The following is a 15,167-nucleotide window of genomic DNA, read 5'->3' on the forward strand; positions in this document are numbered from 1 at the left end:
TCACACGGCCGTTTTCGTGCATATTTCCAGTTTATTCTGAACCTTCGCTTTGCAGGCAGATAAAATACGCAAGCAGAGCGCCTGTATACGTTTTAATGTCTATTCCTGACCGCTCGATAAATTTATCAATCCGGTACTGCAGGCTGTTGCGGTGCAGATGCAGTTTTTTCGCTGTTAATGTCACGTTTGAGTTGTTTTCAATAAACAGCTTGATTGTTTTTCTCAGCTCAGGTTCATTTTCAAATAATAGCTCGGCTTCTTCACTAAGCAGTGATTTCAGCTGTTCCTTTTCTTCCTCCAATAATAAAAAAGGGAACATGATATCAAACGTCACACGCTGAACCTGCGGCAGCCGCTTTTCAGCAAATAGAAAATACGTTTGTTCACGGGCATAATGTTTCCGTAAGCGCTCATCCGTTTCATAAAACCTTCCGGCGTAAAAACGGACACTGAAGTAGAAATCACTTTCAAGAACCCTTGCGAGCGACTCCAGTTCGTCTTTCCCCGCTGCCGCTTCACTTTCCTGCTCGACAATCACGCCTCTGTCCTCATGCATCCAAACGATCACAAAAGACACCGGCCAAAAGTGGCGCATCGCTTCCGCAAATGATGCCCGTTCAGTTTTGCCGATCAAATGAAAATGAATGAACCTTGTCCTCTTCTTGATATTCGGCGGCACTTCTCCTTTCGAGAATAGAAACGCAAACCACCTGTTTTCTTCCGGCGATTTGAGAGACATGTGATCCGCCTCTTCCGCTAACGTTAAAAATGACTGGAGCAGCAATGTCTCCTTTTGGCTGATCTCCGTTTTTGGGATCGAGATATATCTCTGACTGTTTTCATCAAAAAAACATAAGCAGTCTTCCTTTGTACAAAGCTTGTCAGACACAATCGAACCGGGATAAATAGCCAGCAGCGACTTCATATGGTCTCCTCTCCTATGTAAGGATATGTATTTTCAGTATAAGGCGAAATGCACATGTTCTCCAGCTTCTTTTCGTATTAGATGGCCCTCTTTCGTTTACAGCAACGGCAATTAAGAGGATATGCATGAACTGAAACGCGATACAGAAGCAATGGTTCTAAACAAATAGATCCCTCTGCGTCTGCGCAGAGGGACCTCCTTATTTTGAAATATCCACAAACCCTTCACCAAACACATCGCGCACATCATGAACGATCACAAACGCTTTTTTGTCACAGCTTCTGATGATTTTCTTCAGCATAGAAAGCTCCTGTTTGTTAATGACAATATACAAAATCTCTTTTGACTCGCCCGTATAATTTCCCTTTCCTGATAAAATGGTGACGCCCCGGTCCATCAGCGTATTAACCTGCTCGGCAATTTCACCTTTATTTTCCGATATGACAGTAATCGCTTTTTTCGTATTCAATCCTTCAATAATGAAGTCCATCACTTTTGTTCCGATATACAGCATCACAATCGTAAACATCATTTTTTCCGCACCAATAATAAAATAAGAGCTGAAGACAACAATTAAATCAAAAAAGAGCAGGGCGTAACTGATATTCCAATCTAAATATTTATTGGCAATTCTGGCCAGAATGGCGGAACCGGCTGTTGTGCCGCCGACCCGAATGATCATGCCGATCCCGACACCCGCAAACACCCCTGCGAAAATCGTGTTAATGATCAGCTCATCAGACGGTGTGCTCCACCCGTGTGTCAGATGCAGAAAAAGCGAGTTTGCTGCCACGGCGATAATCGTATAAACCGTGGTTTTCCCGTCGAGAAATTTATATCCGATCAATAGCAGAAAAGCGTTTAATATAAAGTTTGTCACCCCGGGAGACCATTGAAACACATAATACAAAATCAGCGTAATCCCCGTAACGCCGCCTTCCCCAAGATCATTGGGAATCGCGAATAAATTCACAGCAAGCGCGAAGAAAAAAGCGCCAATCACAAGCATCAGCACATCAAGCATTTTCTTTTTCATCACAGAACACTCCTTCTTCAGATAGTATCAACAAAAAAACCCAGGAGTACGCTCTCGCAAAAGAGCAGAAACTCCTGGGCTTTTATCCCACCGTGTCATAACAGCCAGACTGTTATGTGTTTTCTCTCGGTCACAGGCCAATATGCATTGCGGAACCCTAGAAAACCAATGTTTTAGCATATCCTTTTCACTTTCCAATATTAGCATTATAAGGGACTGAGCAAATAGGTTCAAGGGGTATTTGCTGAGATTTAAGTGCAAGTTAAAATTCAAGAAAATACAAATTAGCTATTAACATATGAATGATAGAGACGATAAGAAAATAAGCATGTATTTTCATAAGAAAATATAACTAACAATGATAAATAATATAATAAATTCATAATTTTGTATTGACTAAGTGAAATAATATAGGCATTATAGTACATATGTTTTGTGTATTTAATTACATAGGAGGAAATATAATGGCAGGAAAACTAGTCCCTTGTAAAGCTTGCGGTCAAGAAATTGCAAAAGGTGTAAAAAAATGTCCTAACTGTGGTAAGGATCAGCGTAACTTTTTTATGAGACATAAAATTATTACGTTTATTCTGGCAGTTGTTGTCATCATTATTATCGGTAATGTTATTGGCGGCGGAGGCGATTCAGAAGCCACTTCCAAAACATCAAGCAGCAGCAAAGCTGAAACTGAAAAAACATACAATATCGGTGATACTGTTAAGACTGAGAAAACTGAAGTGACAGTTACAAAAGTAGAAGACAGAGATTCTGTTGGCACTCAATATATTGAAAAGAAAGCATCTGATGGAGGTACTATTGTAGCTGTTCAATATACAATTAAAAACGTATCCAAAAAGCCGATAAGTTCTTTTTCAATTCCAACTGTTAAATTAGTTGATGGTGATGGCACTTCTTATGATTCTGATATTGATGCTTCTTCAACCTATGCAACTGAGACAAAAGTTGATAACTCTAAAATATTGAGTGATCTAAATCCTAATATTAAAGTAACAGATGTGAAAGCTTTTGAAGTCGACAAGGAAGCTTATGCAAAAGGAACTTGGAAACTCAAATTCAGCAATGATGTAATTGTGAAAATCAAATAATAGCAGACAAGGGTGCCTTAACAGGCACCCTTTTTCTCTAAAAAAGGCCTTCTCAACAGAGAAGGCCTCCATTCTTATTCCATACTCTTGTACCCATTCACATTCGAAGACTGCCATCTCCAAGAATCGGCACACATTTTTTCAAGGCCTCTTTTTGCTTCCCAGCCCAGTTCCCTCTTGGCTTTTGCAGGATCTGCGAAGCAGGTTGCAATGTCTCCGGGGCGGCGGTCCGCAAATTGATACGGAACCTCTTTCCCTGATACTTTTTCAAAGGCTTTGACCATTTCAAGCACACTGTAGCCCGTGCCTGTTCCGAGGTTGTATGCATCAGCTCCGGTGGAGTTCAATACTTTTTCCAGCGCCTTGACGTGGCCTTCTGCGAGATCGACGACATGAATATAATCGCGTACGCCTGTCCCGTCTTTGGTCGGATAATCATTTCCGAATACGCTTAACTGCTCCAGCTTGCCGACGGCTACCTGCGCCACATATGGCATCAGGTTATTTGGAATGCCGTTCGGATCTTCACCGATTCGTCCGCTCGGATGCGCGCCGAATGGATTAAAGTAGCGCAGCAGGGCAATGCTCCACTGATTGTCAGCCGTATGCACATCACGCAAAATTTGTTCAAGCATTAGCTTCGTCTGTCCATAAGGGTTTGTTGCACCTAATGGAAAGTCTTCCGTAATCGGTGATGTTTCCGGTACGCCGTATACCGTTGCGGAAGAACTGAATACGATTTTCTTAACGCCGTATTTCTCCATGATTTCACATAAAATAAAGGTTCCCGTGAGATTGTTATGGTAATATTTGAGCGGAATCGCAACAGACTCACCGACTGCTTTTAACCCCGCAAAATGAATCACAGCCTCAATCTCGTTTTCTGCAAAAACCGAATCTACCGCTTCCCGATCCAATAGATCCGCTTCATAGAACGTTAACTCTTTTCCTGTAATCTCTTTGACACGATTCAGCGCCTCAGCTGAACTATTGGACAAATTATCAAGAACGACAATCTCATAGCCGCTGTTCAATAACTCCACACATGTGTGGCTTCCGATGTATCCGGCGCCGCCTGTAACAAGTATTGCCATGATGTAAACCCTCCTAAAAAATGACCTGATTTTATTATATAGTGTTTAGAACCGGGCTACATCCATTTTTAAGAAGTTTAATCGTTTATTAATGGTTTTTTCATATTTCATCTTAAACCCTTGCGATTAATTTGATAGATCTTTCAGCGAGAATATGCCCTTTCATTTTTTTATAGAGCTGGTTCATATAAAAGCCCGTCTGAAGATTCAGCTCAGTATCTAAAGCATAAACCGTCAGCGTATATGTATGATCCTCGTCAGGCGGCGTCGGCCCGCAATACTGATGAATCACCTTTGGATTGATGCTTCCCGCAAGCGGTGAAGCAAAGCTGTTTTGCCCTTGTACCATCAAGTCCTGTCTTTCCTCGCTCGCATGTTCAGGAAGCTCTCCGATGTGCGCCGGAATGTTCGCCGCTACCCAGTGAATCCAGCTGAATCCGCATACGGGAATGGCGTCATGATCGATGAAAGTCAGTGCGAGTGTCTTTGCGCCAGGCGGGATGTCCTCAAAACGAATCGGAAAGGATACAAATGGATTCCCCTCCCTCTTCCATTTTTCTTCTGCGTATTTTGAGTACTTGTCATGTAAATATGGATTTGCTTCTACGTATATGTTCATGTGGTTCCCTCTCTCCATTTTTTCGTTCTATAGTATACTAAACGAATGGAAGTATAATCAGAGATAAGGAAATACGCATTTTCACTTAACAATTTGTTATCAATTACTTGCAATGAAGGAGGTATTTCATGGATTTAAAATGGCTGCAAACCTTTATTGCCGCAGCAGAATCAGAAAACTTCAGGGAGACGGCTGAGCGTCTTTATCTCACACAACCGGCTGTTTCTCAACATATGAGGAAATTGGAAGATGAACTGGACATGCAGCTATTTTTGCATAGCGGAAGAAGAGTTGTCCTGACTGACGAAGGCAGGCTGTTTTTGCCTTATGCCAAAGAAATGATCAATGCATACCAAGCCGGAAAGCACAAAGTCAGCCAATGGAAGCAGGGGTACAGCCGGGCACTTACACTGGCCGTACACCCCTACATCGCGTCCTATATATTGCCTCGCTTTCTGCCCGCCTATATCCAAAAACACCCGCATATCGAGCTTTCAACTCATGTAGCTGAATCTGAAGATATCAAACTAGCGGTGGAACACAATGAAGCTGATATTGGTTTGTCGCGAAAAGACCCGAACTCCGGCACTCTTTATTATCAGCACATATGCGAAGGCACGCTGTGTCTGGCTGCTCCTTTCCAAGAAAGCAGGCCTGCGGATGCTGCATCTGTCTTTAGCCGCTATCGGCTGCTTACGCATGATCATCCGTCATATGGGGATGCCTTTTCAGACCGGATCCGTTCACATTACCCGCATCTTCAAACGATGGCTGTCGGGCAGACTGATACGGCTGTTCATATGATAAAAGCGGGAATGGGTGCCTCTTTCCTCCCCACCTACATCATCAAACAGGAAGAAGACGAAAAAAAGCTGATGGCTGTAAACACGCCGCCGCATCTTGAATTGCCGGCGTCCCGGACATTTATGATGTGGAAAAGAAATAGTGAGGACATTCAGCATTTTCACGCCATGCTGCAGGACTTCATGCAGTCCGAACAGGTCTAAAATCAATCTGCCGGTTGACGTTTTCTTTTCCTAGAATCGTTATACTTATGGCAGAAAGGATTTGATGATATGGCGATGAGCCCATATTTTTTTATTGTATTTATACTTATTATCTTATCGATGTACCGGGAAAGAACTGTAAAGCCCGGGAAACTGCAGGCGCAGTCGGTTACCTGCTGAAGGACACGCTTCCTGAAGAACTGATAGACGCCATTCGGGCTGCCTTCAGAGGCAAAGCGATTTTCCGCACAGTCACAGCCGCTAAAATCATCACTGAGACATTCCGCGCAAAGCAACAGCCTCATGCTGAAGAGCTGGCAGAGCCATTTACCAAAAGAGAGCTTGAGGTTCTTCAGCAAATGGCCTATGGCTTGAGAAATGAGGATATTGCCGACAAGCTTTTTGTCAGTGAAAGCACCGTCAAAACCCACGTGCATCGAATTCTGCAAAAATGCAATGCCCAAGACCGGACTCAGGCAGTCGTTTTTGCCATTCGAAACGGCATTGTGAAATAGATATCTCTCATCCCGGCATGGTAGAATAAAACAAAGGAGATGATTGGAAATGAAACAAGACATCATTGAACGGTTTACTACATACGTAAAAGTCGACACGCAGTCCGATGAATCAGTCGACACCTGCCCTTCCACACCCGGCCAATTGACGTTAGGAAACATGCTTGTTGAGGAATTAAAGTCAATCGGCATGGAAGACGCAGCCATTGATGAAAACGGCTATGTCATGGCAACCCTTCCTTCCAATACTGACAAAGACGTGCCGACGATCGGCTTTCTCGCCCACGTCGACACCGCCACAGACTTTACCGGCAAAAATGTGAATCCGCAAATCGTTGAAAGCTACGATGGAAAAGACATCACGCTCAACGAAAAGCTGCAGGTCATCCTATCGCCTGATCAATTCCCTGAACTGTCGGGCTACAAAGGCCACACCCTGATCACCACAGACGGTACAACCCTTCTCGGCGCTGACAATAAGGCTGGCATCGCCGAAATCATGACAGCCATGGATTATCTCATCAAACATCCTGAAATCAAGCACGGCACCATCAGAGTTGCATTTACACCTGATGAAGAAATCGGCAGAGGCCCGCGCAAATTTGATGTTGGGCGATTCAATGCCTCCTTTGCCTATACCGTTGACGGCGGCCCGCTCGGTGAGCTTGAATATGAAAGCTTCAATGCTGCCGCGGCGAAAATCACGATCAAAGGCAACAATGTACATCCCGGCACGGCAAAGGGCAAAATGGTCAACTCTGCGAAGATCGCAATGAAGCTGAACAGCATGCTGCCGGCAGATGAGGCACCTGAGTATACAGAGGGCTACGAAGGCTTCTATCACCTGCTTTCCATTCAGGGAGATGTAGAAGAGACCAAACTCCACTACATTATCAGAGACTTTGACAAAAACATCTTCCAAAACAGAAAAGAAACTATGCAGCGCATCGTTGAAGAGCTCCAGAACGAATACGGACAAAATCGCATTCAGCTTGATATGAACGATCAATACTACAACATGAGAGAAAAAATTGAGCCTGTCATCGAAATCGTCAACATTGCCAAACAAGCGATGGAAAACCTCGGCATCGAACCGAAAATCTCTCCGATCCGCGGCGGCACGGACGGTTCGCAGCTTTCCTATATGGGACTCCCAACGCCGAACATCTTTACCGGCGGGGAAAACTTCCACGGCAAATTTGAATACATCTCAGCCGACAACATGGTCAAAGCCGTAAATGTCATCGTTGAGATTGCAAAGCTGTTTGAAGAACAGGCGTAAGCTGAGAAACCAGTCCAAAAAAGGACTGGTTTTTTTGCGTGAAAATGAAACATTTTAAAAGCTCTGTCCGTAAAACAACTATCAACGGATGAGGAGGAAATGCAAAGATGAAGAACACAATTGCCGCAAAAAGCCTGTTCAAAAAATGGATGATTTCCCGCCCGCTCAAAATGCAAACAAAACGATCAAACCCATTTAAAAAAATAAGAAGAATGTTCAAACGCTTTTTCTGACCCTTCGCCGGACTCCCCTCAAATCAGCCAACCATTCCAATTTTCCGCCCAAATGCTCCGTAATTTGGGTTTTTTGTGTTCAATTCCTCAAAATAGGGTATACATCAAACAAAGAAGAACACATTATCCATATATAGTTAATTTGAATTACAGAAATTTAGGTTAAAAGTTATATAAAGGAATTCATTTTAACGTCGATAGTAACTATAGAACCAATCAAAAGGAAAAACACCGGCTTAATGCAAGACTATTTTCAGGTCATCGGAGAAAAGGATTTTTGAGGGATACGCATTTATTATTAGTTGATTTAGAATTTTTTGAATACTTTTAGACGTTTTATCCGTACAATAGAGAATACCAAAACTTTTTTTGGGAGGTATGTAAAATGATCCTATTTATTATCATCGCATTATGTGGCTATCTTCTCTTTTCATTCAGCAAAGACAATAGACGAAAACCGCAAAAGACAAGCCCTCTTCCTGCACCCGTTCCTCATCATAATAACCTAATCGACCTTGACGCCATCCGCCAAAAACGCCGGATGCATCTTTCCTAAGACATACCATATAAAATGAAAAGGCTGCAGATACATGCAGCCTTTTCGTTATTCCTGGAACCTATCCAAACAAAAGGAGACTTCAGTAATGATCGAATGATTGATGAAACAACGGATCTTTTCGTTTAAAGATGCTTTTCACATTTACAGCCAGAATGTGCGGATGTCTGTCAGCAAAAAGCGGCTCAGCTGGGGTGATACGTATCGTCTGCAGATTGGACATGAGGAAGATATGCTGATTTGCACAGCCATCACGATTGTGCTGGATATGGTATTGTATGACGGTGAAGATAAGTCAATTTGCTAAAAAACTGTTGACAATTCATGCAAAAATACTAATATTAAGATAATTGAAAATCCAATAAGAAGATTTACCTTATCAAGAGAGGTGGAGGGACTGGCCCTATGATACCCGGCAACCGCTGTTTTACACAGAATGGTGCTAAATCCTTAAGAACATCGCGTTCTTGCAGATGAGGCAGAGATTTGATCGTTCAAGCTCTTCCTTACACAAAGGAAGAGCTTTTTTCATGCAGCAAACATTTTAGAAAAGAGGCGAATGATATGGCTCAACAAGTAAACCTTGCAGCACAGAAATCAGAAAAACAAAAGAAAGCCCCTTTCCGCGCCGATCATGTCGGCAGTTTATTACGATCCGCCCCAGTAAAAGAGGCGCGGCAAAAACAAGCGGCCGGCGAGATCACGGCAGAACAGCTTCGTGATATTGAAAATAAAGAAATCACCCGCATTGTCGAAAAGCAAAAGGAAATCGGCCTAAACGTTGTAACCGACGGAGAGTTCCGCCGTTCGTGGTGGCATTACGATTTCCTGGAAGGGCTCGACGGAGTGGAACCGTTCATCCCGGCTGAAGGAATTCAGTTCCATAACGCGAAAACAAAAGCCCGCAGCATTAAGGTGACGGGAAAACTGGATTTCACCAGCCATCCGGCGCTTGCCGATTATCAATTTTTACACAGCATTGCCGGAGATGCGACAGCAAAACTGACAATTCCAAGTCCGAATATGCTGTTTTTCGGTGAAAAAGCTGATCAAGGCGTATATCCCGATCAGGAGGAATATTTTCATGATCTGGCCCAGGCGTACAAAAAAGCGATTAACGCTTTCTATGATGTGGGCTGCCGCTATCTTCAGCTCGATGATACGTCATGGTCTCTCTTCTTTGAAGAAAAAGGCAGAGAGGTTGTCCGAGCCCTCGGCGGTGATCCGGAAACATTGCCTGCGTTGTTTGCCAAAACGATTAACGATGCAGTGGCGGACCGTCCTGACGACTTAACGGTCACGATGCACATTTGCCGCGGCAACTTCCGTTCAACTTGGGCGGCATCTGGAGGCTACGACGCTGTAGCGGAAACGATTTTGGACGGTTTAAACCTGGACGGCCTGTTCTTGGAATACGATGATGACCGCTCCGGAAATTTTGATCCGCTCCGTTTCGTGAAACGCAAGGATCTGCAAATTGTCTTGGGCTTGATTACATCCAAATACGGGGAGCTTGAAGATCCAGAGGATGTCAAACGCCGAATCAGCGAAGCTGCGCGCTTTGTCAGCTTAGATCAGCTTTGCTTGAGCCCGCAGTGCGGTTTCGCTTCAACAGAAGAAGGAAACCTTTTGACTGAGGAGCAGCAGTGGGCGAAGCTCCGTCATGTGGTCGACATTGCCAATGATGTGTGGAAATAATCTATCATTGACAGAAAAGAGAAATGTGTGAATAATAGATACTATCAGAAAATTTCATAAAAAGGTTTTCCTTATCAAGAGAGGTGGAGGGACTGGCCCTGCGATACCCGGCAACCGCTGTTTAACAGAATGGTGCTAAATCCTTTAGAGCAGATTTTTGCTCTAGAAGATAAGGTTGAGATTGTTCACGCAAGCTCTTCCTTATCCAAAGGAAGAGCTTTTTTATATTCGAATGGAAAGAAGGAATGAACAACATGTCACAGCAAACAACACCCGCAGAACAAAAACAATCGCTTCAGAGAAAAAAAACGCCGTTTCGCGCGGATCAAGTCGGAAGCCTGCTGAGATCTGAGCCCGTCAAAAAAGCGCGGCTGCAAAAGGCGGCCGGCGAAATCACTGCCGAACAGCTTCGCCAGATTGAAAACGATGAAATCATCCGCATTGTGGAAAAACAAAAAGAAACCGGCCTGAACGTCGTGACAGACGGGGAATTCCGCAGAGCGTGGTGGCATTTTGATTTCCTTGAAAATCTGGATGGCGTTGAGCCGTTTATACCTGAACAGGGTATCCAGTTCCATAATGTACAGACAAAAGCACGCGGCATCAAAGTAACAGGCGATATTGATTTCTCAAATCACCCAATGCTCGAAGATTACTCATTTTTACATGGCATCGCTGGTGATGCAACGCCAAAAATGACAATTCCAAGTCCGAATATGCTCTTTTTCCGCGGCAGATTGGAAAAGGATGCATACAAAAACGATTATGCTCTTTTCCAGCATGATGTATCAAAAGCGTATAAAAAAGCGATTCAAGCGTTTTATGACAGAGGCTGCCGTTACCTCCAGCTTGATGATACAGCATGGGCTGTTTTCTTATCTGAAAAAGGCTTGAAACAAGTGGAAGCATTCGGAACAACGCCTGACGAGCTTCGCCAGCTGTTTGCGAAGTCAATCAATGACGCAATTGCCGACCGTCCGGATGATATGACCATTACCATGCATATTTGCCGCGGCAACTTCCAGTCCACTTGGACAGCTGAAGGCGGTTATGATGCGGCGGCGGAAACCATTTTTGACGGCTTGAATCTGGACGGGCTTTTCTTAGAGTATGATGATTCACGCTCAGGCGGATTCGAACCGCTTCGTTATGTGAAACGCTCTGATCTTCAGCTTGTCCTAGGCTTGGTGACATCTAAATTCGGTGAGCTTGAACATCCTGATGACGTGAAACGCCGTATCGAAGAGGCGTCCCGTTATGTCAGCCTAGATCAGTTGTGCCTGAGCCCGCAATGCGGATTCGCTTCGACTGAGGAAGGCAACAAGCTGACCGAGGAACAGCAATGGGCGAAGCTGCGCCATGTTGTTGAGATCGCTAACGATGTTTGGAAATAAGGAACAGAAAAACACACTTGATTCCCTGGCGGGGCAAGTGTGTTTTTTTATGCCTGCTCAATTTGATAGGCTTTGCATTTTTCATATAAGCTTGTTTTTCCTATGCCTAATAGCTTTGCTGCCTTTATTTTATTGCCGTCTGCTGCGGCAAGCGCCTCGATGATCGCGTTTTTTTCCGCCTCAGCGATTGTCTCTTTTAATGGCTGTATAGATTGATATTCCCGGATTTTGATTGTTCTTTGGATGGGTTGATCTTCAGGAGTGAGATTCAGGTGTTTCGGTTCGATTTGTTTGCCGTCGAGGACGTTGACAGCCCGTTCTAGGACATTTTCCAATTCTCGTATGTTTCCCGGCCAAGAATAGCTCTGAAGCACTGCAATTGCTTCTTTAGAAAGCTCCAAGCCATCAAAGCCAAATTTCCGTTCAAGTTTTTTTAATAGAAGCCCCGCGATCGGCACTACATCCTCTATGCGCTCTCTTAAGGACGGGATTTGAATGTTGATCACATTCAGTCGGTAATAGAGGTCTTGCCGGAAGTCTCCTTCCCGGACCATTTCTTCGAGATTTCGGTGTGTCGCCGCAATCACTCGTACATCTATTGGGACCGGGCTTCTTGCGCCGATCCGCTCTATCTCTTTCTCCTGCAGTACGCGAAGGATTTTGCTTTGCATATGCAACGGCATATCACCTACTTCATCAAGGAAAATGGTTCCTTGATGCGCAAGTTCGAATTTTCCTTTTTTCCCGCCTTTTTTTGCCCCCGTAAAAGCGCCGTCTTCGTATCCGAACATTTCTGATTCAAACAAATGCTCTGGGATCGAGGCGCAGTTGACGCGCAGAAAGGGAGCATACCTGCGGCGGCTGTTCTGATGGATGGCGTGGGCAAACAGCTCTTTTCCCGTGCCTGATTCTCCTAAAAGCAAAACGGCCGATTGGCTGTCAGATACCCGTTCAGCCAGCCGTTTCGCTTCCATAAAGAGAGAGCTGTTTCCGATCAAGTCGCCAAAGTGGTATTTACTGAAAAGCTCTTTTTCGTATCTATTTTTGTAGTAATTGAGTTCATTGAGGAGGGGTTTAATTTTTCTTGAATAATCCATCCATTCCTGCGGATTGCGAAACATAACGGTTCCGACCGCTCCTACAAGCTGCTGGTTCACATAGAGCGGATACCGGTTGGCGATCATTTCGCTGCCGTTAATCGGATGAATAGCGGCAGCCTCTGTCCGCCCCGTCTTCGCCACGATGTGCATTCTCGAGTTTTCAATCACGTCCTGAACGGGTTTCCCTATCGCTTCTTCCTCTGTTTTTTTTAGAAAGTCACAGTACGCCGGATTGATATAGAGAATTTTCCCCTCATGATCAACCACAACAATACATTCCGCCGCAAGGTTGATGATTTCATCCAGCCATTCAAAGGGTAATCTTTTAATAGAATGTTTCATCTCCCTGTCGCTCCCGCCACATTTTGTAATCGCTTTCAACCTTATGATAAACGAGAGCCTCCTATGAATACAAGAATCTATTATTGAGCTGTGTAGCCTCCATCCAGCACGACCGCCTGCCCTGTGACGCCTTTCGCCTTTTCACTCGCCAAAAATACGGCATAATCAGCAATTTCTTTCACCGAGAGAAGACGTTTTTGCGGCACAAGCGGAAAAATCACCTCTTCCAGAACCGATTCATAGGGAACATTTCTTGTTTTAGAAAGATCGCTCAGCTGATTGCGGACAAGCTGTGTGTCCACATATCCCGGGCAGAGTGCATTCACCGTAATCCCGTGGGGCGCGCCTTCCAGCGCCCCCACCTTTGTCAGCCCAATGACGCCATGCTTTGCGCTGTTATAAGCGGCTTTTCCCGCAAACCCCACCAGTCCGTTCACAGACGCGATATTGATGATCCTGCCGAACTGCTGTTTTTTCATAAGGGGAAAGACATGTTTCATTGCGATGAATGGCGCGGTCAGCATGACGCGAATAAGCTGTTCAAACCGTTCTGTCGGAAACTCTTCAATCGGCGCGACATGCTGCATGCCTGCGTTATTCACCAAAGTATCCAAACGTCCGTATCGGGTCTTGATAGTATGGACGATATCAGCGATTTGCTCTTCCTTTGTTACGTCACATGGAATGCCCGTGGCGCTAAAGCCTTCCTCGTTCAGCTTGGCGGCGGCCTCACCGCACGCTTTTGGATTTACATCTGAAATAATGACATCGGCGCCTTCCCGGGCGAATTCCTTTGCGATTTCAAATCCGATTCCGCCGGCTGCGCCTGTCACAAGAGCGACTTGTTTTTTCATGACATACACCTTCCTGCTCAAGATTTTTGCCGGATGACTGACTGGCTTACGGCGAAGTCAGCTTCAGTTTTCTCATATACCTCTTCCAGCGTGACACCGTCCTGGAGCTCAGTCAGTGTCATATGTCCATTATCAAAATCAAAAACTGCTAAATCAGTAATCAGCCGATGAACGACTTTCTGTCCTGTCAGCGGGAGGGAGCATTGTTTTTTCACCTTCGATTCCCCATGTTTATTGACGTGCTCCATGATGACGACGATTCGCTTAGCCCCGTTGACCAAGTCCATAGCGCCGCCCATTCCCTTCACCATTTTCCCCGGAATCATCCAGTTCGCCAAATCCCCTTGCTCAGAAACCTCCATGCCCCCAAGGATGGCCAGGTCGATATGCCCGCCTCGTATCATCGCAAAGGATTCCGCGCTGTCAAAATAGGATGCGCCTGTTACGGCGGTGATCGTTTCTTTCCCCGCATTTATCAGATCCGGGTCTTCCGTTCCTTCCAGCGGATACGGGCCGATCCCGAGCAAACCGTTTTCTGATTGAAGCATTACATGCACGCCCTCGGGTATCTCATTTGCGACAAGTGTCGGCATCCCTATCCCAAGATTGACGTTCATACCGTCTTTTATTTCCTTTACAGCACGTTTGACCATTCGTTTTCTGGCTTCCTTCATTGTGCCGCCTCCTTTCCCTTCGCTTGCTGAACGGTTCGTTTTTCAATCCGCTTTTCATGTGTGCCGAGCACAACATGCTGTACGTAAATACCTGGCGTGTGGATGTGGTCGGGATCGAGTTCTCCCGCCTCAACAATTTCTTCTGCCTCGGCAATTGTGATCTTTCCCGCCATGGCGGCAACCGGATTGAAGTTTCTTGCCGTTTTCCGAAAAACTAAATTTCCCATGGTGTCCGCTTTCCACGCTTTTACAATGGCGACGTCCCCAGTAATTCCTTTTTCTAACACATATGTGCGTCCGTCAAAGGTTTTATGCTCTTTCCCGTCAGCGATGGTGGTTCCGGCGCCTGTGGCTGTATAAAATCCCGGTATGCCTGCTCCTCCTGCTCGGATTCTTTCAGCGAGCGTCCCTTGGGGAACCAATTCCACTTCCAATTCTCCGCTTAAAAATTGCTTTTCAAAAATTTTGTTTTCGCCAACGTAGGAGGCGATCATTTTTTTGATTTGCTTGTTTGCCAGCAGAAGGCCGAGCCCCCAATCATCGACTCCGCAATTATTGCTGACGACGATTAAATCTTTTACCCCTTTATCCCTTATCGCCAGAATGAGCTGCTCGGGAATTCCGCACAGGCCGAATCCGCCCGCGATCAGTGTATCCCCCTCCCGAATGAGTTCTGCGGCTTCCTTACTCGATGACAGCACTTTTCCCATATCTGATTCCCCTTTCGTTTTG

Annotated in this window: 15 protein-coding genes, 2 pseudogenes and 3 riboswitches; of the genes and pseudogenes, 9 read left to right on the top strand and 8 right to left on the bottom strand. The window is 45.1% G+C overall.

Annotated features, from left to right (window positions below; genetic code table 11):
• Window positions 1–31: 31 nt before the first annotated feature.
• Both NSS75_RS20880 and NSS75_RS20885 read right to left on the bottom strand, forming a co-directional pair.
• Entirely contained in the window at window positions 32–925 is an 894-nt protein-coding gene (locus NSS75_RS20880) for a helix-turn-helix domain-containing protein (RefSeq protein WP_024123358.1), read from the bottom strand.
• A 199-nt stretch (window positions 926–1,124) separates the two neighbouring features.
• Window positions 1,125–1,961, bottom strand: a complete 837-nt coding sequence (locus NSS75_RS20885) for a YitT family protein (protein WP_003218811.1) — start codon at window positions 1,959–1,961, stop codon at window positions 1,125–1,127.
• 69 nt (window positions 1,962–2,030) lie between these two features.
• Window positions 2,031–2,133: riboswitch (guanidine-I (ykkC/yxkD leader) on the bottom strand.
• Window positions 2,134–2,524: 391 nt separating this feature from the next.
• On the opposite strand from NSS75_RS20885, the gene NSS75_RS20890 reads away from it, so the two are divergent.
• Window positions 2,525–3,067, top strand: coding sequence for a DUF4352 domain-containing protein (locus NSS75_RS20890; protein ID WP_142367090.1), 543 nt, complete (start codon window positions 2,525–2,527; stop codon window positions 3,065–3,067).
• A 74-nt stretch (window positions 3,068–3,141) separates the two neighbouring features.
• Here NSS75_RS20890 and galE read toward each other — a convergent pair whose 3' ends face one another.
• The gene (gene galE, locus NSS75_RS20895; protein WP_339234868.1) at window positions 3,142–4,161 is read right to left on the bottom strand and encodes a UDP-glucose 4-epimerase GalE; all 1,020 of its coding nucleotides are present in this window, start codon (window positions 4,159–4,161) and stop codon (window positions 3,142–3,144) included.
• 112 nt (window positions 4,162–4,273) lie between these two features.
• Window positions 4,274–4,780, bottom strand: coding sequence for a YbhB/YbcL family Raf kinase inhibitor-like protein (locus tag NSS75_RS20900; protein ID WP_101859742.1), 507 nt, complete (start codon window positions 4,778–4,780; stop codon window positions 4,274–4,276).
• Window positions 4,781–4,908: 128 nt separating this feature from the next.
• On the opposite strand from NSS75_RS20900, the gene NSS75_RS20905 reads away from it, so the two are divergent.
• The 8 genes and pseudogenes from NSS75_RS20905 to NSS75_RS20940 all read left to right on the top strand — a co-directional run bounded on the left by NSS75_RS20905 (window position 4,909) and on the right by NSS75_RS20940 (window position 11,465).
• Window positions 4,909–5,787 carry a LysR family transcriptional regulator gene (locus NSS75_RS20905; protein WP_339234873.1) on the top strand — a complete coding sequence of 293 codons (879 nt, stop codon included), beginning with the start codon at window positions 4,909–4,911 and terminating at the stop codon, window positions 5,785–5,787.
• A gap of 155 nt (window positions 5,788–5,942) precedes the next feature.
• Window positions 5,943–6,302, top strand: a pseudogene (locus tag NSS75_RS20910) (response regulator transcription factor); the annotation flags it as partial.
• Between the two features lie 49 nt (window positions 6,303–6,351).
• On the top strand, window positions 6,352–7,584 hold the full coding sequence (pepT, locus tag NSS75_RS20915) for a peptidase T (protein WP_339234876.1): 1,233 nt from the start codon (window positions 6,352–6,354) through the stop codon (window positions 7,582–7,584).
• Window positions 7,585–7,691: 107 nt separating this feature from the next.
• Complete coding sequence (locus NSS75_RS20920) at window positions 7,692–7,817, top strand: hypothetical protein (RefSeq protein WP_010332428.1); 126 nt, start codon at window positions 7,692–7,694, stop codon at window positions 7,815–7,817.
• A gap of 277 nt (window positions 7,818–8,094) precedes the next feature.
• Window positions 8,095–8,373: pseudogene (locus NSS75_RS20925) on the top strand (hypothetical protein).
• A 103-nt stretch (window positions 8,374–8,476) separates the two neighbouring features.
• Complete coding sequence (locus NSS75_RS20930; RefSeq protein WP_326323548.1) at window positions 8,477–8,680, top strand: hypothetical protein; 204 nt, start codon at window positions 8,477–8,479, stop codon at window positions 8,678–8,680.
• Between the two features lie 66 nt (window positions 8,681–8,746).
• Window positions 8,747–8,853: riboswitch (SAM riboswitch) on the top strand.
• 84 nt (window positions 8,854–8,937) lie between these two features.
• Window positions 8,938–10,071: a 5-methyltetrahydropteroyltriglutamate--homocysteine S-methyltransferase gene (locus tag NSS75_RS20935; RefSeq protein WP_326323547.1), complete on the top strand. Its 1,134-nt coding sequence runs from the start codon at window positions 8,938–8,940 to the stop codon at window positions 10,069–10,071.
• Window positions 10,072–10,139: 68 nt separating this feature from the next.
• Window positions 10,140–10,247, top strand: a riboswitch (SAM riboswitch).
• Between the two features lie 78 nt (window positions 10,248–10,325).
• Window positions 10,326–11,465, top strand: a complete 1,140-nt coding sequence (locus tag NSS75_RS20940) for a 5-methyltetrahydropteroyltriglutamate--homocysteine S-methyltransferase (protein WP_059335375.1) — start codon at window positions 10,326–10,328, stop codon at window positions 11,463–11,465.
• A gap of 47 nt (window positions 11,466–11,512) precedes the next feature.
• Here NSS75_RS20940 and NSS75_RS20945 read toward each other — a convergent pair whose 3' ends face one another.
• The 4 genes from NSS75_RS20945 to NSS75_RS20960 form a co-directional block, all read right to left on the bottom strand.
• The gene (locus tag NSS75_RS20945) at window positions 11,513–12,907 is read right to left on the bottom strand and encodes a sigma 54-interacting transcriptional regulator (RefSeq protein WP_339234883.1); all 1,395 of its coding nucleotides are present in this window, start codon (window positions 12,905–12,907) and stop codon (window positions 11,513–11,515) included.
• Window positions 12,908–12,987: 80 nt separating this feature from the next.
• Window positions 12,988–13,761: a 3-hydroxybutyrate dehydrogenase gene (locus NSS75_RS20950; RefSeq protein ID WP_024123369.1), complete on the bottom strand. Its 774-nt coding sequence runs from the start codon at window positions 13,759–13,761 to the stop codon at window positions 12,988–12,990.
• 17 nt (window positions 13,762–13,778) lie between these two features.
• The gene (locus NSS75_RS20955) at window positions 13,779–14,435 is read right to left on the bottom strand and encodes a CoA transferase subunit B (protein ID WP_024123370.1); all 657 of its coding nucleotides are present in this window, start codon (window positions 14,433–14,435) and stop codon (window positions 13,779–13,781) included.
• Entirely contained in the window at window positions 14,432–15,145 is a 714-nt protein-coding gene (locus NSS75_RS20960; protein ID WP_305934234.1) for a CoA transferase subunit A, read from the bottom strand. Before NSS75_RS20960 ends, NSS75_RS20955 begins: the two co-directional genes overlap by 4 nt.
• Window positions 15,146–15,167: the final 22 nt, after the last annotated feature.

Source organism: Bacillus sp. FSL K6-1012 (genome assembly GCF_037964915.1).
Lineage (GTDB): Bacteria > Bacillota > Bacilli > Bacillales > Bacillaceae > Bacillus > Bacillus halotolerans.

Bases quoted from the DNA above. Each gene is read 5' to 3' on its own strand.
- NSS75_RS20880 (WP_024123358.1), bottom strand. From the start codon at position 925: ATGAAGTCGCTGCTGGCTATTTATCCCGGTTCGATTGTGTCTGACAAG.
- NSS75_RS20885 (WP_003218811.1), bottom strand. From the start codon at position 1,961: ATGAAAAAGAAAATGCTTGATGTGCTGATGCTTGTGATTGGCGCTTTT.
- NSS75_RS20890 (WP_142367090.1), top strand. From the start codon at position 2,525: ATGAGACATAAAATTATTACGTTTATTCTGGCAGTTGTTGTCATCATT.
- galE (WP_339234868.1), bottom strand. From the start codon at position 4,161: ATGGCAATACTTGTTACAGGCGGCGCCGGATACATCGGAAGCCACACA.
- NSS75_RS20900 (WP_101859742.1), bottom strand. From the start codon at position 4,780: ATGAACATATACGTAGAAGCAAATCCATATTTACATGACAAGTACTCA.
- NSS75_RS20905 (WP_339234873.1), top strand. From the start codon at position 4,909: ATGGATTTAAAATGGCTGCAAACCTTTATTGCCGCAGCAGAATCAGAA.
- pepT (WP_339234876.1), top strand. From the start codon at position 6,352: ATGAAACAAGACATCATTGAACGGTTTACTACATACGTAAAAGTCGAC.
- NSS75_RS20920 (WP_010332428.1), top strand. From the start codon at position 7,692: ATGAAGAACACAATTGCCGCAAAAAGCCTGTTCAAAAAATGGATGATT.
- NSS75_RS20930 (WP_326323548.1), top strand. From the start codon at position 8,477: ATGAAACAACGGATCTTTTCGTTTAAAGATGCTTTTCACATTTACAGC.
- NSS75_RS20935 (WP_326323547.1), top strand. From the start codon at position 8,938: ATGGCTCAACAAGTAAACCTTGCAGCACAGAAATCAGAAAAACAAAAG.
- NSS75_RS20940 (WP_059335375.1), top strand. From the start codon at position 10,326: ATGTCACAGCAAACAACACCCGCAGAACAAAAACAATCGCTTCAGAGA.
- NSS75_RS20945 (WP_339234883.1), bottom strand. From the start codon at position 12,907: ATGAAACATTCTATTAAAAGATTACCCTTTGAATGGCTGGATGAAATC.
- NSS75_RS20950 (WP_024123369.1), bottom strand. From the start codon at position 13,761: ATGAAAAAACAAGTCGCTCTTGTGACAGGCGCAGCCGGCGGAATCGGA.
- NSS75_RS20955 (WP_024123370.1), bottom strand. From the start codon at position 14,435: ATGAAGGAAGCCAGAAAACGAATGGTCAAACGTGCTGTAAAGGAAATA.
- NSS75_RS20960 (WP_305934234.1), bottom strand. From the start codon at position 15,145: ATGGGAAAAGTGCTGTCATCGAGTAAGGAAGCCGCAGAACTCATTCGG.